Raw genomic sequence first — 17,707 nt, forward strand, 5'->3', positions numbered from 1 at the left:
GCCCCCGGCGGCCGGGCCGGCCGCGCGCCGGGGCGGCCCGGCGCCCCGGAGGGGGCACGGCCTCAGGGCGCGTGCAGCCGCAACACCGCCCGCTCCGCGCCCTCCGGAGGCGCGCCCCAGCGCAGGGAGACGGCGATCATCACGGCGAACGCGAGCGGTACCGTCCACGACGCGGGCTGCGCCAGCAGCACCGTCAGCAGCCCGGACTCGTAGGTGCCCAGTGCCGAGGCGAGCGCCCCGCCGGTCGCGGAGACGCCTCCGACCACGAGCCCGCCGACCGCGCCGGGCAGCGTCAGCCTGGGCCACCAGATCCCCAGCACCAGCAGCGGGCAGAACGTGGACGCCGCCACCGCGAAGGCCCAGCCGACCATGACGTTGATGTCCACGTGAGCGGCGGGGAGCGAGAGCAGCACCGCGACGAGGGCGCCCACGGCGACGGCCAGCCGCAGCCGGGACAGCCCGCTGCCGAACAGGTCGTGCGACAGACCGCCGGCCAGCGCCAGCAGCAGCCCGGAGGAGGTGGACAGGAACGCCGCGAAGGCACCGGCCGCGACCAGCGCCGTCAGCAAGGAGCCCAGCAGCCCGGTGGCCACCTCGCCCGGCAGGGCGACGGCGACGGTGTCGGTCGTCCCCTCCCGGACCAGGTGCGGCGTCAGCACCCGGCCCAACAGCCCGTACACCACCGGAAAAAGGTAGAAGACCCCGAGCAGGGCGATGACCATGACCGCCACGCGACGGGCGGCCCGCGCACTCGCACTGGTGTGGAACCGCATGATGACGTGCGGCAGCCCCACGGCGCCCAGGGTCGTCGCCAGCAGCACCGACCAGGTGCCCAGCAGCGGGTACCCGGCGTCCCCGATGTCCAGCAGCGGGCGGCTCCACCCCTCGGGGACGGCCACCGGGGCCAGCGCCCGCGCCCGGGTGTCGGCCCCCGCCCGTACCACGAGGAACACCGCGGGGACGGCGATGAACACGAGCTTCACCAGATAGTGGAAGGCCTGCACGTAGGTCGCCGAGCGCATGCCGCCCATCGCGATCGACCCGCTGACGACGAGCCCCGCCAGCACCACGCCCACCCAGTACGGGGTACCGCTCACCAGGTGCAGCACGACGCCGGCGCCCTTGAACTGCGGCACCAGATAGAGCCACATGATGACGAGCACGATCAGCCCGCACAGCCGCCGCACCGCGGGCGAGCCGAGCCGGTACTCGGCGAAGTCGGGCACGGTGAACGCTCCGGAGCGCCGCATCGGCCCGGCGACCAGGGCCGCCACCGCCACGTAGCCCGCCGTGAACCCGACGGCGTACCACATCGTGCCGATGCCGTCCTTCAGCAACAGGCCCGCCAGCCCCAGCACCGAGGCGGCCGACACGTACTCCCCGGCGATGGCCATGGCGTTCCAGCCGCCGCCCACCCGGCGCGAGGCGACGAGGAAGTCGGGTGTCGTGCGCGCCGCCCGCACGCCGTACACCCCGATGGTCAGGCTGGCGGCGAGCAGGAAGCCGATCGCCAGCAGCCCCGTCACGAGCTCCCGCCCTCCGTCGTCCACGGCGGCGCGGCGGCGGACCCACCGCCGTCCGTGCCGGGCCCGGCCCACGCCGCCCGCCCGGTGCCCCCGGCATGCCGGGGGCACCGGGCGCGCTCGGCGTGGGCCGTGCGCTCGGCCGTCCGGACGTGCAGGACGGCGATGACCAGCAGCACCGGATACGTCGCCGCGGCCAGCACGAGCCAGGAGACCGGCACGCCGCCCAGGGTGACGCGGTCCAGGGCGGGCAGCGCCGCGATGAGCCCGCTGGTGCCGAAGAGCACCAGTGCCAGCAGCCCGAGCGTCCGGGCCAGGGCACGGCGCTGAGCCGCGAACACGCGCCGGGCCAGCTCGGGATCGGGCGGCCCGGGCAGCGGCAGCGGGCGCCGCACCCCGCGGACGCCGCGGGCGAGCGCGATCCTGGTCTGCGGACTGGTGACCCGCTCCCGCCGCGCCGTGCTCATCGCGCCGCCCGCCCCAGCTGGCCGCTGCGGGCGGCCTCCATCAGCCGCTCCTTCAGCCCGCGCGCGTGCCGGCGGCTCACCGGGACGTCGCCCGCCGGGGTGCAGGCCACCAGCCCCGCCGAGCTGGTGACCCGCAGATCGTGCACCCAGCCGACCGCCACCAGATAGCCGCGGTGGACCCGGACGAAGCCCGCCGCGGCCCACACCTCCTCCAGATACGACAGGGACAGCCGGATCAGATGCCTGCCGTCGGCGGTGTGCAGACGCACGTAGTCCCCGTGCGCCTCGGCGAACTGGATGTCGTCCCGCCGCACGAACACCGTGCGCCTGCTGTGCTCGATCTGCACGACGGCCAGCTCGTCCGCGGGCGGCGCGCCCTCCGGGGCGGCCCGCCGCTGCCGGACGATCCGCGCCACGGAGTCCGCCAGCCGCTCCGGACGGACGGGCTTGAGCAGGTAGTCGACGGCGCCGATGCCGAACGCCTCGATCGCGTGCGACTCCGAGGCCGTGACGAACACGATCGCGGGCGGCCGGGAGAGCATGCTGATCACCCGCGCGACCGCCATGCCGTCGAGGCCCGGCATGGAGATGTCCAGGAACACCGCGTCGAGCGCCGTCGTCCCGAGCATGCGCACCGCGGCCTCGCCGCTCTCCGCCGCCAGCACCTCGGCGATCTCCGGCATCTCGGCGAGGAAGCCGTCCAACTCCGCACGGGTGGAGGGCTCGTCCTCGACGACCAGGACCCGCAACGTCATTCGGCAACCACTCCTCGCATGAAGCGCGGCACCCGGATGACCACCTTGGTACCGCTGTCGGGCGCGGTCTCGATGAGGAGGCCGTGCTCCGGTCCGTACACCGCACGCAGCCGCTGGTCCACGTTGGCCAGCCCCACGCCCTTGGCGGGCGGCCCGCCACCGGCGAGGATCGTCCGCGCGAGGGCGGGTTCCATGCCGAGGCCGTCGTCCTCGATCTCGATGACGACGAACGGGCCCTCGCCGAAGCCGGAGACGCTGATGTGGCCGCGCCCCGCCTTGCGTTCCAGCCCGTGCCGCACGGCATTCTCCACGATGGGCTGCACCACCAGGAAGGGGATGGCCACCGGCAGAATCTCCGGTGCCATGCGCACCGTGATGTCCAGGCGGTCGTCGAAGCGGGCCCGCTGGAGCTCCAGATACGTCTGCGTGGCCTGGAGCTCGGCGGCCACGGTGGCGTAGTCGCCCTGGGTGGAGAAGGAGTAGCGCAGGTAGTCCGCGAAGTCCGTGAGCAGTTGCCGGGCCCGGTCGGGGTCGGTGCGGATGTGCGCGGCGATGACGGCGAGCGCGTTGTGCAGGAAGTGCGGTGAGATCTGGGCCCGCAGGGTCCGCAGGTCGGCCGCGGCGATGCGGGTGCGGGCGGTGCGCAGCTCCGCGTGGTCGAGCTGCTCGGCCATCAGCCGGGCGACCTCGCTGAGGTCCTCCTCGCCGACGTCCCCGGCGGCCACGACGCAGCCGGCCAGATCGCCGGCGACGATCAGCGGCGCCGCACACCAGGGGGGACGGCGGACGGCGGAGCCGTGTTCGTAGACCTCCGCGAGCAGGGCCGCCGGGTCGCCGCCCGGGGGCAGGGTGCCGTGCCGGGCCACGGGACCGTCGAGATCGGCGAGGAGGACGGCGTCGGCGCCCAGGAGCCGGCGGACGCGCTGGGCGGCGGACGAACCACCGTGGCCAAGCCCGCGCCGCAGGTCCGCGCTGAGCAGGCGGGCCTCGCGCAGCGCCCCGATGGTCGCCGGCACGTCCGTGTCCGGGCGGCGCCACCGACCCCTGATCGTCCAACCCACGGCCGAACCGTAACCCGCGGCCACACGGCGGAGAACCCCCGCTCACGCGGGGGTTCTCCGGCTGACCGTCCCAGGCGGCGGGGGAGGAGGCCACCCGGGACGGAAACCTCCGGGTCAGTGCTTGGCGGCGGGCTCCGCCCCGGCCCCCGTCAGCGCCCGGACCTGGAGTTCGGCGAACCGGCGGGGGTCGTTCTCGTCGGACATCAGCGTGCCGACCACCGCGCACAACAGGCCCAGCGGAATGGAGACGATGCCGGGGTTGGCCAGCGGGAACCAGGAGAAGTCCGCCCCGATGACGAGCGCCTTCTCCGAGCCCGAGACGACCGGGGAGAAGATCACCAGCCCGACCGCGCTGATCAGGCCGCCGTAGATGCCGGCCACCGCGCCCCGGGTGTTGAACCGCTTCCAGAACAGGCTGAGCAGCAGCGTGGGCAGGTTCGCGGAGGCCGCGATCGCGAAGGCGAGGGCCACCAGGAAGGCCACGTTGAGGCTCTGCGCGAAGATGGCCAGCACGATCGCCACGGCACCCACGCCGAAGGCCGACCACCGGGCCACCCGGACCTCGTCGGCCTCGGTCGCCTTCCCCTTGCGGAGCACGCTGTTGTAGAAGTCGTGCGCCAGCGACGAGGAGGAGGCGATGGTCAGCCCGGCCACCGTGGAGAGGATGGCGGCGAAGGCCACGGCCGCGATGATGGCGAGCATCACGGCGGCCAGTCCCGAGCCGCCGAAGTGGTCGCCCGCGGCCTCGGCGAGCTGGGGCGCCGCGGTGTTGCCGGCCGCGTTCTGCGCGGTGATGGCCTCCTTGCCGACGAGGGCCGCCGCGCCGAAGCCGAGGACCAGGGTCATCAGGTAGAAGGTGCCGATGAGGCCGATGCCCCAGTTGACGGACTTCCGGGCGGTCTTGGAGTCGGGCACGGTGTAGAAGCGGATGAGGATGTGCGGCAGTCCGGCCGTCCCGAGCACCAGGGCGAGGCCCAGGCTGATCATGTCGAGCTTGTTCCACAGCGTCTGGAGCGCGTCGCCCGGGACCTCGGTGCCGAACCGCAGCCCGGGTTCGAGGAACGCCTGCCCGGCGCCGCTGGCGTCGGCGGCGTCGTTCATGAGCGAGCCGACGTTGAAGTCGTAGACGGCGAGCACCATCACGGTGAGCAGGAACGCCCCGCCCATGAGCATCCCGGCCTTGATGATCTGCACCCACGTGGTGCCTTTCATACCGCCGAAGGTGACGTAGACGATCATCAGGATCCCGACGACGACGATGCCCGCGATCTTGGCGGTGTCGGCGTCCATCCCGAGGTACGTCTCACCCGGCTCGATGCCCAAAAGCAGCGCGATGAGGGCGCCCGCCCCGACCATCTGGGCCAGCAGGTAGAAGATCGACACCGTGATCGTGGAGACCGCGGCCGCGGTGCGCACCGGGCGCTGCCGCATCCGGTAGGACAGCACGTCGGCCATCGTGAACCGGCCGGAGTTCCGCAGCAGCTCCGCGACGAGGAGCAGGGCCACGAGCCAGGCCACCAGGAAGCCGATGGAGTAGAGGAAGCCGTCGTATCCGTACAGGGCGATCATCCCGGCGATGCCGAGGAAGGAGGCGGCGGACATGTAGTCGCTGCCGATGGCGAAACCGTTCTGCAATCCGGTGAAGCCCCGGCCCCCGGAGTGGAAGTCGGCCGCGGACCGCGTCTGCCGGCTCGCCCTGACCGTGATGCCCAGGGTCACGGCGATCATCGAGAGGAACAGCAGCAGGGTGAGGGCGCGGCTGGAATCACTGACCTCAGCGGCGATGGTCATGCGGGACGCTCCGAATCCTCGGGGACGGGGTGGGCGGCGGAGGCGGGGGCGTCCGGGCCGCCCAGCTCACCGCGCAGGCTGTCGGCCAGGGCGTCGAGCCGCCGGTTCGCGTAGCGGGAGTAGAGGACGGCGATGCCGAAGGTGCTGACGAACTGCAGCACCCCGAAGACGAGGGCCACGTTGACGGTGCCGAACACCACCGTGGACATCACACCGCGGGCGTACGCCGACATCAGCACGTACAGCAGGTACCAGACGAGGAAGGCGACGCTCATGGGGAAGACGAAGACCACCAGGCGCCGCTTCAGCTCGACGAAGCGGGGATCGGTGTGCATCGCCACCGTCCGTTCCTCCGCCGCCGCCTCCGGTGAGCGGGACTGAGGTGGGAGATCTGGGGACATGGACGCCTCCTCGGCACGGGGAATGGGGGGAAGGTAAGCAGCGTCACATCGCGGGGGAAGCCGTACTCCGACACGTGCGGTGAGCGCGCGGGGTGCGCGACAAGCGGTACACCTCCGTGCGACGACCGGTCGGAAAACCACGCCCAGCGGTCGTCAATACGCCCCCGGCCGTCGCCCCTTCGGGCGAAATGCGGCACGCGGCGCGGGCGCGCGGGCGGATGGGTCGTTGGCCCGGGTGTGATGAGCGACAACAGCCAGCAGGGACAGCAGCAGGGGCGCACGCCCCGTCAGCGCCCCGCCGTCGCGCGGCTGCGCGAGGAGCGCGAGCGCGAGCAGGCGACCGAGAAGCGCAAGCGTGGGGTGAAGGCCGCCGTGCTGGTCGCGGCCGTCCTCGCCGTGGTCGGCGTGGTGGGCTACGCGGCGACCGGCGGCTCGCCGGAGAAGGGTGACGGACAGGCCGCGGCGCCGATCACGGAAGGCAAGGGGGCGGCACCCGTCACGCTCACGGTGTACGAGGACTTCCGCTGCCCCGGCTGTGCCCAGTTCGAGCAGGCCTTCAAGGACACCGTCCACGAGCTGACGGACGAGGGGAAGATCCAGGTCGAGTACCACCTGGTGACGATCATCGACGGCAACATGGGCGGGACCGGCTCGACGAAGGCGGCCAACGCCGCCCACTGCGCCGCCGACGCGGGCAAGTTCACCCCGTACCACGACCTCCTCTACACCGAGCAGCCGCCCGAGCAGAAGGACGCCTTCGGCGACGAGGGCCACCTGATCGAGCTGGCCGGGAAGGTGGAGGGCCTGGACACCCCCGCCTTCCGCTCCTGCGTGCGCGAGGGAACCCACGAGGCACGGGTGCGGCGGACCAACGACGCCTTCCTCGGCTCCGAGTACAACGCGACCCCCACCGTCCTGCTGGACGGCGAGAACGTCTACGGCGACCCGAGCGCCCCCCTCACCCCGGAGAGCCTGCGGGCCAAGGTGGCCGCCGCGGCGGAGGGCGCCTGACCCCCGGCACGGGCCGGGGCCCCGGGCCCGGCCCGTGCCCGGCGCCCGAGGGCTGTCAGGGGAAGCGATGGTCAACCCCGGGGTTACCCGGTGGGGGGCGCGGCAAGGTAGCGTCTGAAGGGCCATGGACATCCTCGCGTCAATCCCCAGCCCGTCGAGCGGTGAGCTCGAACTCGGCCCGTTCCCGCTGCGCGGCTACGCCGTCTGCATCATCATCGGCGTGTTCGTCGCCGTCTGGCTCGGCGGCAGGCGCTGGGTCGCACGCGGCGGTCAGCCCGGCACCGTGGCCGACATCGCCGTCTGGGCCGTGCCCTTCGGCCTCGTCGGCGGCCGGCTGTACCACGTCGTCACCGACTACCAGCTCTACTTCGGCGAGGGGCGCAGGCCCCTCGACGCCCTCAAGATCTGGGAGGGCGGCCTCGGCATCTGGGGAGCCGTCGCCTTCGGCGCGCTGGGTGCCTGGATCGCCTGCCGCCGCCGGGGCATCCCGCTGCCCGCGTACGCCGACGCCGTCGCGCCCGCCCTCGCCGTCGCCCAGGCGATCGGACGCTGGGGCAACTGGTTCAACCAGGAGCTGTACGGGCGCGCGACCGACCTGCCCTGGGCCGTCGAGATCGACAACGGCAAGCACGAGGGCACCTTCCACCCGACGTTCCTCTACGAGTCGCTGTGGTGCCTGGGTCTCGCGGGGCTGGTCATCTGGGCCGACCGCCGCTTCCGCCTCGGCCACGGCCGGGCCTTCGCGCTCTACGTCGCCGGGTACACGGCGGGCCGGTTCTGGATCGAGTACCTGCGGATCGACCCCGCGAACGAGATCCTCGGGCTGCGGCTGAACAACTGGACGTCGCTCCTGGTCTTCGTGGCGGCTGTGGCCTACCTCGTCGTCTCGGCGAAGCTGCGCCCGGGACGGGAGACGGTGGTCGAGCCGCGCCGGGACGGGGACGAGCCCGCGCGGGCCGACGCGCGAGAGGACGAGGCGTCCGCGAGCGCCGCGTCCGAGGACGCGGGCGACGCGTCCCGGGACGAGGCCGGGGCGTCGGAGGCCGGGGCTGCGGACGCCGGGGCGTCGGACGTGAAGCCGTCGGCCGAGGACGCCGGGGCGGACTCCGCGCGGAAGTAGCGGAAGAAGTCACGCGCCACACGGCCGCGCCGGTCCCGGGCACCCGGCACGAGGGGTCACCCGGGGCCGTCCGGCCCGGGTGAGTACGGCCTACCTTGCTGGCGGCGCGCCCCGTGGGTGCCTACCGTCGGAGTTGTGCAGGTAAACCGGCGCCATTCCCACCGCGACGTCAACGGCGGCTGGCTGCGGCCCGCCGTCTTCGGGGCCATGGACGGCCTCGTCTCGAACCTCGCGCTCATCACGGGTGTCGCCGGCGGCTCCGTCGCCCCGCAGACCATCGTGATCACCGGGCTCGCGGGTCTGGCCTCCGGCGCCTTCTCCATGGCGGCCGGTGAGTACACCTCCGTCGCCTCCCAGCGGGACCTGGTGCTCGCGGAGCTGGCCGTGGAGCGGCGTGAGCTCGCGGAGGACCCGGAGGGCGAGCGGGCGGAGCTCGCGGACCGCTTCCGGGCCCGCGGTGTGGCGGCGCCGCTGGCCGAGAGCGTCGCCGAGCAGTTGTCCCGGGACCCTGAGCTGGCCCTGGAGATCCACGCCCGGGACGAGCTGGGCGTGGACCCGCGGAGTCTGCCGTCGCCGCTGGTGGCCGCCGTCTCCTCGTTCGGCTCGTTCGCGCTCGGCGCCTTCCTGCCCGTCCTGCCGTATCTGCTGGGGGCGACGCAGGTGTGGTCGGCGGTCGCGCTGGCGCTGTCCGGGCTGTTCCTGTGCGGGGCGGCCGTGTCGAAGGTCACCGCCCGTCCCTGGTGGTACACCGGGCTCCGACAGTTCATCCTGGGAGGTGCCGCCGCCGCGGTGACGTATGTCCTGGGGTCACTCCTGGGAGCCGCGATCGGATGACAGCGCCGGGTGATCTCGTTTCCCGGCGGTTTCAGGATCGTGAGCACCGGGCAGAAGCGGTAAGCGCCGCGAGCAATGAAGCCCGCACCGCCCCCTGCGTGAGCAGGGACAACACTTCCTCGGCAGAGCGCGGACGACCCCGATGTCGTCCGTATGGTGGACTCGACTTTCCGCTTTTCGGGATCATGACCATCATGTAATCTGCACGAAAATTTTGATCGCAGAGGGCCAACGTCGTCCCTCGGCACTGTTCATGCCACGACGACGACGGGAGAGCCGATGCGTGCAGCGTCTATGGCGGCCCACCCTGCCAAGCAGGGGTTGTACGACCCCCGATACGAGCACGACGCCTGTGGCGTCGGCTTCGTGGCCACCCTCACCGGCGAAGCGAGCCACCAGCTCGTGGAGCAGGCGCTGACCGTTCTGCGCAACCTGGAGCACCGTGGCGCCACCGGCTCCGAGCCGGACTCCGGCGACGGCGCCGGCATCCTGGTGCAGGTCCCGGACGCGTTCCTGCGCGAGGCCGTCTCCTTCGAGCTGCCCGAGGCCGGCGCCTACGCCGTCGGCATCGGATTCCTCCCCGCCGACGCGGCCGAGGCCGACGCCGCCGCCGCGCGCATCGAGGCCATCGCCGCCGCGGAGGGCCTGAAGGTCCTCGGCTGGCGCGAGGTCCCCGTGGCGCCGAACCTGCTGGGCAACGGCGCGCGCGCCACCATGCCGAGCTTCCGCCAGCTCTTCGTGGCCGACGCCACCGACGGCGACGCCCGGACCGGCCTGGCGCTCGACCGGCTCGCCTTCGTCCTGCGCAAGCGCGCCGAGCGGGAGGCCGAGGTCTACTTCGCCTCGCTGTCGGCCCGCACCATCGTCTACAAGGGCATGCTCACCACCGGTCAGCTCGAGCCCTTCTTCCCGGACCTCTCGGACCGCCGCTTCGGCTCGGCGATCGCCCTGGTGCACTCGCGGTTCTCCACGAACACCTTCCCGAGCTGGCCGCTGGCCCACCCCTACCGGTTCATCGCGCACAACGGTGAGATCAACACCGTCAAGGGCAACCGCAACTGGATGCGGGCGCGCGAGTCCCAGCTCGTCTCCGACCTGTTCGGCGACTCGTCCAAGGACCTGGAGCGGATCTTCCCGATCTGCACCCCGGACGCCTCCGACTCGGCCTCCTTCGACGAGGTGCTGGAGCTGCTGCACCTCGGCGGCCGTTCGCTGCCGCACTCGGTGCTGATGATGGTCCCCGAGGCGTGGGAGAACCACGACTCGATGGACCCCGCCCGTCGGGCCTTCTACCAGTTCCACTCCACGATGATGGAGCCCTGGGACGGCCCCGCCTGCGTCACCTTCACCGACGGCACCCAGGTGGGCGCCGTTCTCGACCGCAACGGTCTGCGCCCGGGCCGCTACTGGGTGACCGACGACGGCCTCGTCGTCCTCGGCTCCGAGGTCGGCGTCCTCGACATCGACCCCGGCAAGGTCGTCCGCAAGGGCCGCCTCCAGCCCGGCCGCATGTTCCTCGTCGACACCGCCGAGCACCGCATCATCGAGGACGACGAGATCAAGGCCGCCCTCGCCGCCGAGCACCCCTACCAGGACTGGCTGGAGTCCGGCATCACCCAGCTGGCCGAGCTGCCCGAGCGTGAGCACATCGTGCACACCCACGCCTCGGTCACCCGCCGCCAGCAGACCTTCGGCTACACCGAGGAGGAGCTGCGCGTCCTGCTGGCCCCGATGGCCCGCACCGGCGCCGAGCCGATCGGCTCGATGGGCACCGACTCGCCCATCGCCGCCCTCTCCGACCGGCCGCGGCTGCTGTTCGACTACTTCACCCAGCTGTTCGCGCAGGTCACCAACCCGCCGCTGGACGCCATCCGTGAGGAGCTCGTCACCTCGCTGATCTCCTCGCTCGGCCCGCAGGGCAACCTGCTGGAGCCGAACGCCGCGTCCTGCCGCAGCGTGACGCTGCCGTTCCCGGTGATCGACAACGATGAGCTGGCCAAGCTCATCCACATCAACGCCGACGGCGACCGCCCCGGCATGAAGGCCACCACCCTCTCCGGCCTCTACCGGGTGAGCGGCGGCGGCCGGTCGCTGGCCGACCGGCTGGAGGAGATCTGCCGGGAGACCGACGCGGCCATCGCCGGCGGCGCCCGCATCATCGTCCTCTCCGACCGGCACTCCGACGCCGAGCACGCCCCGATCCCGTCGCTGCTGCTCACCTCCGCCGTCCACCACCACCTCATCCGCACCAAGCAGCGCACCCAGGTGGGCCTGCTGGTGGAGGCCGGTGACGTCCGCGAGGTGCACCACGTCGCGCTGCTGATCGGCTACGGCGCCGCGGCCGTCAACCCCTACCTGGCCATGGAGTCGGTCGAGGACCTCGTCCGCGCCGGCACCTTCCTGGAGGGCGTCGAGGCCGAGACGGCGATGCGTAACCTCATCAAGGCGCTCGGCAAGGGCGTGCTGAAGGTGATGTCCAAGATGGGCATCTCCACCGTCGCCTCCTACCGCGGTGCCCAGGTCTTCGAGGCCGTCGGCCTGGACGAGGAGTTCACCGAGCGGTACTTCAACGGCACCGCCACCAAGATCGGCGGCGCGGGGCTCGACGTCGTCGCCCGGGAGGTCGCCGCCCGGCACGCCAAGGCGTACCCCGTCTCCGGGATCTCCGCTACCCACCGCGACCTGGAGATCGGCGGCGAGTACCAGTGGCGCCGCGAGGGCGAGCCGCACCTGTTCGACCCCGACACCGTCTTCCGGCTCCAGCACTCCACGCGCGAGCGCCGGTACGACATCTTCAAGCAGTACACGCAGCGCGTCGACGAGCAGTCCGAGCGGCTGATGACGCTGCGCGGCCTGTTCCAGTTCAACTCCGGCCGCGAGCCCGTCTCCATCGACGAGGTCGAGCCCGTCTCGGAGATCGTCAAGCGCTTCTCCACCGGAGCCATGTCCTACGGCTCCATCTCGCAGGAGGCGCACGAGACGCTGGCCATCGCCATGAACCGGCTGGGCGGCAAGTCCAACACCGGTGAGGGCGGCGAGGACCCCGAGCGGCTCTACGACCCGGCCCGGCGCTCCTCCATCAAGCAGGTGGCCTCCGGCCGCTTCGGCGTGACCAGCGAGTACCTCGTCAACTCCGACGACATCCAGATCAAGATGGCGCAGGGCGCCAAGCCCGGCGAGGGCGGTCAGCTGCCCGGCCACAAGGTGTACCCGTGGGTGGCCAAGACCCGGCACTCCACGCCCGGCGTCGGCCTCATCTCGCCGCCGCCGCACCACGACATCTACTCCATCGAGGACCTCGCCCAGCTCATCCACGACCTGAAGAACGCCAACCCGCAGGCGCGCATTCACGTCAAGCTGGTCTCCGAGGTCGGCGTCGGCACCGTCGCGGCCGGTGTGTCCAAGGCCCACGCCGACGTCGTGCTCATCTCCGGCCACGACGGCGGCACCGGCGCCTCCCCGCTGACCTCGCTCAAGCACGCGGGCGGCCCCTGGGAGCTCGGCCTGGCCGAGACGCAGCAGACGCTGCTGCTCAACGGTCTGCGCGACCGCATCGTCGTGCAGACCGACGGCCAGCTCAAGACCGGCCGCGACGTCGTCATCGCCGCGCTCCTCGGCGCCGAGGAGTTCGGCTTCGCCACCGCGCCGCTCGTCGTCTCCGGCTGCGTCATGATGCGCGTGTGCCACCTGGACACCTGCCCGGTCGGCATCGCCACCCAGAACCCGGTGCTGCGCTCGCGCTACAGCGGCAAGGCCGACTTCGTCGTGAACTTCTTCGAGTTCATCGCCGAGGAGGTCCGCGAGCTGCTGGCCGAGCTGGGCTTCCGCACGCTGGACGAGGCCATCGGCCACGCCGAGCTGCTGGACACCAGCCGCGCCGTGAACCACTGGAAGGCCCAGGGCCTGGACCTGGCACCGCTCATGTACGTGCCCGAGCTGCCCGAGGGCGCCGTGCGGCACCAGCTCGTCGAGCAGGACCACGGTCTGGAGAAGGCGCTGGACAACGAGCTGATCAAGCTCGCCGCCGACGCCCTGAACGCGGACAGTGCCGAGGCCGCCCAGCCGGTGCGCGCCCAGCTCGCCATCCGCAACGTCAACCGCACCGTCGGCACCATGCTCGGTCACGAGGTGACGAAGAAGTTCGGCGGAGCCGGGCTGCCCGACGACACCATCGACATCACCTTCACCGGCTCGGCCGGCCAGTCGTTCGGCGCCTTCGTGCCCCGGGGTGTGACGCTGCGGCTGGAGGGTGACGCCAACGACTACGTCGGCAAGGGCCTGTCCGGCGGGCGGCTCGTCGTCCGCCCCGACCGCGGGGCCGACCACCTGGCCGAGTACTCGGTCATCGCCGGCAACACCCTCGCCTACGGCGCCACCGGCGGCGAGATGTTCCTGCGCGGCAAGGTCGGCGAGCGGTTCTGCGTCCGCAACTCCGGCGCGACGGTCGTCTCCGAGGGAGTGGGCGACCACGGCTGTGAGTACATGACCGGCGGCCGGGCCGTCGTCCTGGGCGAGACGGGCCGCAACTTCGCGGCCGGCATGTCCGGCGGCGTCGCCTACGTCCTCGATCTGGACACCGACAACGTCAACCGGGAGCTGGCCGCCTCCGTCGAGGAGCTCGACGCCGAGGACCAGCAGTGGCTGCACGACGTCGTGCGCCGGCACCAGGAGGAGACCGGCTCCACCGTGGCCGAGAAGCTCCTCGCCAACTGGACCGAGACGCTGCCGCGCTTCCGCAAGGTTCTCCCGCCCACCTACAAGGCCGTGCTCGCCGCCAAGGACGCCGCCGAGCGGGCCGGACTCAGCGAGTCCGAGACCCACGAGAAGATGATGGAGGCGGCGATCAATGGCTGACCCCAAGGGCTTCCTGACCACCGACCGCGAGGTCGCCACGACGCGTCCGGTCGCAGAGCGGGTCAAGGACTGGAACGAGGTCTACGTCCCCGGCTCCCTGCTGCCGATCATCAGCAAGCAGGCCGGCCGGTGCATGGACTGCGGCATCCCGTTCTGCCACAACGGCTGCCCGCTGGGGAACCTGATCCCCGAGTGGAACGACTACGCCTACCGCGAGGACTGGGAGGCCGCCAGCGAGCGGCTGCACGCGACGAACAACTTCCCGGAGTTCACCGGGCGGCTGTGCCCGGCACCGTGCGAGTCCGCCTGCGTCCTCGGCATCAACCAGCCCGCCGTGACCATCAAGAACGTCGAAGTCAGCATCATCGACAAGGCGTGGGACAACGGTGACGTCACCCCGCAGCCGCCGGAGCGGCTCTCGGGCAAGACCGTCGCCGTCATCGGCTCCGGACCGGCGGGCCTCGCCGCCGCCCAGCAGCTCACCCGCGCCGGGCACACCGTCGCCGTCTACGAGCGCGCCGACCGCATCGGCGGGCTCCTGCGCTACGGCATCCCCGAGTTCAAGATGGAGAAGCGGCACATCAACCGCCGCATCGAGCAGATGCGCGCGGAGGGCACCAAGTTCCGCACCGGGGTCGAGGTCGGCCGCGACATCAGCGCCACCGACCTGCGCCGCCGCTACGACGCCGTCGTCATCGCCGCCGGCGCGACGACGGCCCGCGACCTGCCCGTGCCGGGCCGCGAGCTGAACGGCATCCACCAGGCGATGGAGTACCTGCCGCTCGCCAACAAGGTGCAGGAGGGCGACTTCGTCTCCCCGCCGATCACCGCCGAGGGCAAGCACGTCGTCGTCATCGGCGGCGGTGACACCGGTGCCGACTGCGTCGGTACCGCGCACCGCCAGGGCGCCGCGTCCGTCACCCAGCTCGAGATCATGCCCAAGCCCGGTGAGGAGCGCGCCCCGCACCAGCCGTGGCCTACCTTCCCGATGCTGTACAAGGTCACCTCGGCCCACGAGGAGGGCGGCGAGCGCGTCTACTCCGTCTCGACGACCCACTTCGAGGGCGACGAGAACGGCGACGTGAAGTGGCTGCACCTGATCGAGGTGGAGTTCGTCGACGGCAAGCTCACCCAGAAGCCCGGCACCGAGCGGAAGATCCCGGCCGAGCTGGTGACCCTCGCCATGGGCTTCACCGGCACGGACCAGGAAAACGGTCTCACCCGGCAGTTCGGGCTGGCCATGGACGAGCGCGGCAACATCAACCGCGACGCCGACTACGCCACCAACATCGACGGCGTCTTCGTCGCCGGTGACGCGGGCCGCGGCCAGTCCCTCATCGTCTGGGCCATCGCCGAGGGCCGCTCCGCGGCGCGCGGCGTGGACCGCTACCTGACCGGCAACAGCGCACTGCCGGCTCCGGTCAAGCCGACGGACCGGGCCCTCACCGTCTGAGCCCGCTCCCCGGCGCCCGTTGTCCCGTACAACGGCGTGCGGACACCGGTGGCCGCCCTCACCCCCGACCGAGGGCGGCCACCACCCTTTTCTCCCCCCGGGCGGCCGGTCCGGAACCGGAACGCGCCGTGCCGCGTCAGAGGTGCACCCGGCGAGGAGGAGAACATGCGACACACCCGAAACAGGACCCGACGCACGGCCGCGGCCCTGGCCCTGGCGGTCACCGCCGCACTCACGGCGGCCGGCTGCGGAGACGACAGCTCGGCGCAGAACAGCAGTGACTCGGTGAAGGTCTCCGAGCAGTCCGAGCAGCCGAAGCAGCCGGACGAGGGCGCCCAGGGTGACGACAAGGGCGAGGACGGCCCCTCCGACACCGGCAAGGACGGCCTCCAGGGCCCGGACGGGGAGACGCCCAAGGGCCCGAAGAAGGAGGACAAGCCCTTCAAGCCCTCCGGCGACAGCCCCTTCGAGAAGCGTGCGGACGCCCTCGAACACTTCTGGCCCAACGTCGAGCAGGCCGGACAGGCCGAGGGTCTCCAGCCCGTGCCCGCGGCCAAGAAGGCCAAGGACAGCAAGGTGCTCACCGTCACCGTCGGCTACGGGGCCTGCGACGCCGACCACGGCGTCCACGTCGCGCAGTCCGAGAACCTCGTCATCCTCGGCGGCTGGCGCGAGGAGGGCACCGCCGACGCCTGCACCGAGCAGCTCCTGACCGACACGGTGAAGATCACCCTCGACGCGCCCCTGGGCGGCCGCGCCGTCGTCGACGCCGCCACGGGCGAGACCCTCGTCAACGCCACTCTCACCCTGGAGTGAGCCACCGGGGGCGGGCCACGCCGTCGGGCTCTGCCCGCCCCTCCCGGCGTGACGCTCGCCCCGGCCCGCCGGCCGGGCGAGGTCCGGACCCGGGACGTGCGGTCGGGGGACGTGCGGTCGGGTGAATGACGGCGGCGGTCCGTGATGTGCCGGGCTCGATGACGCAAGGTGGCACTGTCACCAGTGGTGTCCCCGCGGCACCACGCGCAGTGCACGGCGTGAGGAGCCCGGCCCATGACGAACCGTGTCCGGCGCGGCGCCGCCGCCTTGGCCACCGCCCTGTTCCTCACCCTCCCGGCCCTCGCCGGCTGCGGCAACGGCGCGGCCGACGCCGGAACGCTCACCGTGTGGATCATGGAGGGCACCAACCCGGACCCCGGCCCGTTCTTCGAGGACGTCTCCCGGGAGTTCGCCGAGCGCACCGGGGCCGAACTCGACGTCCAGTACGTCCCCTGGCCCGACGCGCACGACAAGTTCACCAAGGCGATGGCCGGCGGCACGACCCCCGACGTCGCCGAGATCGGTTCCACCTGGACCTCCGAGTTCGCCGACGCCGGGGCCCTCGTCGGCCTCGGCGAACGCAGCCGTGACGCCGGCCTCGACGACGACATGGTCCCCGCCCTGCGCACCGCGGGCACCTACGACGGCGAGCTCTACGGCATCCCCTGGTACGCGGGCGTCCGTGCGCTCCTCTACCGCCGGGACGTCTTCGACCAGCACGGCCTGCGCGCCCCCGCCGACTGGGACGAACTGCGCGAGACCGCCGTCGCCCTGGAGGAGGCGGAGCCGGACATGCTCGCCTTCCCCGTCCTCGGCGACAGCGAGTACACCCTGGACGCCTTCGTCTGGGGCGCGGGCGGCAACCTCGCCACCCAGAGCGACGGACACTGGACCGCAACCATCGACCGCCCCGACGCCGTGCGCGGCGTGGACTTCTACACCTCGCTCGCCACCGAGCACGGCACCTCCGCCAAGGCCGCCACCACCTGGAACGAGGCCGACCTCGTCGCCGCCATCACCGACGGCAAGGTCGCCATGGCCGTAGCCGGAAGCTGGACCCCGGCCACCATCCTCGCCGACAACCCCGAACTCCACGGCAAACTCGCCGCCGCCACCATCCCCGGCGCCGACGGCGGCATCAGCCCCTCCTTCCTGGGCGGCTCCCACCTCGGCATCTTCAACACCGCCCCCGACCAGGACCTGGCCTGGGAGTTCGTCGAGCTCATGACCTCCGAGGAGTACGCCGCACAGTGGGCCGAGCAGTCCGGCTACTTCGCGGGGCGCACCTCCCTGGTCGCCCGCACCGAACGGGACGGCGGCCCCCTCGTCGCCCCCTTCGCCCGTCAGATGATCGAGGCGGGACGCACCGTCCCCACCACCCCCGCCTACGGAGAGATCCAGGGCAAGAAGGTCTTCGCCCAGATGGTGCAGTCCATCCTCAACGGCAAGCAGAGCGTGAGCGAAGCGGCCCAGGCCGCCGCCGACGACATGGACCGGTCCTTTGGCAACTGAGATCCCCGAAGCCGCGCCCCCCACCCGCACGGCGGAGGCGAGCGCGCCCACCCCGCCCGGGGGCCGGCGCCCCGGCCCCCGGGTGGCCGCCCGCGCCGCCGCCCGCAGC

The 17,707-nt window shown here is 72.2% G+C and carries 13 protein-coding genes; 7 read left to right on the forward strand and 6 right to left on the reverse strand.

Features of this window, described 5'->3' with window-relative positions:
- Positions 1-62: 62 nt before the first annotated feature.
- From HPT28_RS25095 to HPT28_RS25120, 6 genes are all read right to left on the reverse strand, one after another.
- A complete protein-coding gene (locus HPT28_RS25095; protein ID WP_219094028.1) occupies positions 63-1,526 on the reverse strand; it encodes a cation acetate symporter in 1,464 nt (487 codons plus the stop codon).
- A complete protein-coding gene (locus HPT28_RS25100; protein ID WP_219094030.1) occupies positions 1,523-1,990 on the reverse strand; it encodes a hypothetical protein in 468 nt (155 codons plus the stop codon). The genes HPT28_RS25095 and HPT28_RS25100 overlap by 4 nt, the downstream gene beginning before the upstream one ends.
- Complete coding sequence (locus HPT28_RS25105) at positions 1,987-2,745, reverse strand: LytTR family DNA-binding domain-containing protein (RefSeq protein ID WP_219094032.1); 759 nt, start codon at positions 2,743-2,745, stop codon at positions 1,987-1,989. The genes HPT28_RS25100 and HPT28_RS25105 overlap by 4 nt, the downstream gene beginning before the upstream one ends.
- Positions 2,742-3,761: a histidine kinase gene (locus tag HPT28_RS25110; protein WP_308119514.1), complete on the reverse strand. Its 1,020-nt coding sequence runs from the start codon at positions 3,759-3,761 to the stop codon at positions 2,742-2,744. Before HPT28_RS25110 ends, HPT28_RS25105 begins: the two co-directional genes overlap by 4 nt.
- Positions 3,762-3,920: 159 nt before the next feature.
- Positions 3,921-5,597, reverse strand: coding sequence for a cation acetate symporter (locus HPT28_RS25115; RefSeq protein WP_219094034.1), 1,677 nt, complete (start codon positions 5,595-5,597; stop codon positions 3,921-3,923).
- On the reverse strand, positions 5,594-5,998 hold the full coding sequence (locus tag HPT28_RS25120; RefSeq protein WP_219094036.1) for a DUF485 domain-containing protein: 405 nt from the start codon (positions 5,996-5,998) through the stop codon (positions 5,594-5,596). The genes HPT28_RS25115 and HPT28_RS25120 overlap by 4 nt, the downstream gene beginning before the upstream one ends.
- A gap of 240 nt (positions 5,999-6,238) precedes the next feature.
- Between HPT28_RS25120 and HPT28_RS25125 the strand changes: the two genes are divergently transcribed.
- From HPT28_RS25125 to HPT28_RS25155, 7 genes are all read left to right on the forward strand, one after another.
- The gene (locus HPT28_RS25125) at positions 6,239-7,009 is read left to right on the forward strand and encodes a thioredoxin domain-containing protein (RefSeq protein WP_219094038.1); all 771 of its coding nucleotides are present in this window, start codon (positions 6,239-6,241) and stop codon (positions 7,007-7,009) included.
- A gap of 124 nt (positions 7,010-7,133) precedes the next feature.
- Entirely contained in the window at positions 7,134-8,129 is a 996-nt protein-coding gene (gene lgt, locus HPT28_RS25130; protein ID WP_219094040.1) for a prolipoprotein diacylglyceryl transferase, read from the forward strand.
- Positions 8,130-8,264: 135 nt separating this feature from the next.
- Positions 8,265-8,963: a VIT1/CCC1 transporter family protein gene (locus HPT28_RS25135; protein ID WP_308119515.1), complete on the forward strand. Its 699-nt coding sequence runs from the start codon at positions 8,265-8,267 to the stop codon at positions 8,961-8,963.
- 294 nt (positions 8,964-9,257) lie between these two features.
- Complete coding sequence (gltB, locus tag HPT28_RS25140; protein WP_219094050.1) at positions 9,258-13,817, forward strand: glutamate synthase large subunit; 4,560 nt, start codon at positions 9,258-9,260, stop codon at positions 13,815-13,817.
- Positions 13,810-15,270 (forward strand): glutamate synthase subunit beta, encoded by a 1,461-nt coding sequence (locus tag HPT28_RS25145; RefSeq protein WP_219094042.1) that lies wholly within the window; start codon positions 13,810-13,812, stop codon positions 15,268-15,270. Before gltB ends, HPT28_RS25145 begins: the two co-directional genes overlap by 8 nt.
- A 165-nt stretch (positions 15,271-15,435) precedes the next feature.
- On the forward strand, positions 15,436-16,086 hold the full coding sequence (locus tag HPT28_RS25150) for a hypothetical protein (protein ID WP_219094044.1): 651 nt from the start codon (positions 15,436-15,438) through the stop codon (positions 16,084-16,086).
- Between the two features lie 234 nt (positions 16,087-16,320).
- Positions 16,321-17,598 (forward strand): sugar ABC transporter substrate-binding protein, encoded by a 1,278-nt coding sequence (locus HPT28_RS25155; protein ID WP_257579406.1) that lies wholly within the window; start codon positions 16,321-16,323, stop codon positions 17,596-17,598.
- The last annotated feature ends 109 nt before the right edge of the window (positions 17,599-17,707 follow it).

It is taken from the genome of Streptomyces sp. JJ38 (assembly GCF_019303475.1).
GTDB lineage: Bacteria > Actinomycetota > Actinomycetes > Streptomycetales > Streptomycetaceae > Streptomyces.

Coding starts and splice junctions, on each gene's coding strand:
- HPT28_RS25100 (WP_219094030.1), bottom strand. CDS start 1,990: ATGAGCACGGCGCGGCGGGAGCGGGTCACCAGTCCGCAGACCAGGATC.
- HPT28_RS25105 (WP_219094032.1), bottom strand. CDS start 2,745: ATGACGTTGCGGGTCCTGGTCGTCGAGGACGAGCCCTCCACCCGTGCG.
- HPT28_RS25115 (WP_219094034.1), bottom strand. CDS start 5,597: ATGACCATCGCCGCTGAGGTCAGTGATTCCAGCCGCGCCCTCACCCTG.
- HPT28_RS25120 (WP_219094036.1), bottom strand. CDS start 5,998: ATGTCCCCAGATCTCCCACCTCAGTCCCGCTCACCGGAGGCGGCGGCG.
- HPT28_RS25125 (WP_219094038.1), top strand. CDS start 6,239: ATGAGCGACAACAGCCAGCAGGGACAGCAGCAGGGGCGCACGCCCCGT.
- lgt (WP_219094040.1), top strand. CDS start 7,134: ATGGACATCCTCGCGTCAATCCCCAGCCCGTCGAGCGGTGAGCTCGAA.
- gltB (WP_219094050.1), top strand. CDS start 9,258: ATGGCGGCCCACCCTGCCAAGCAGGGGTTGTACGACCCCCGATACGAG.
- HPT28_RS25145 (WP_219094042.1), top strand. CDS start 13,810: ATGGCTGACCCCAAGGGCTTCCTGACCACCGACCGCGAGGTCGCCACG.
- HPT28_RS25150 (WP_219094044.1), top strand. CDS start 15,436: ATGCGACACACCCGAAACAGGACCCGACGCACGGCCGCGGCCCTGGCC.
- HPT28_RS25155 (WP_257579406.1), top strand. CDS start 16,321: ATGACGAACCGTGTCCGGCGCGGCGCCGCCGCCTTGGCCACCGCCCTG.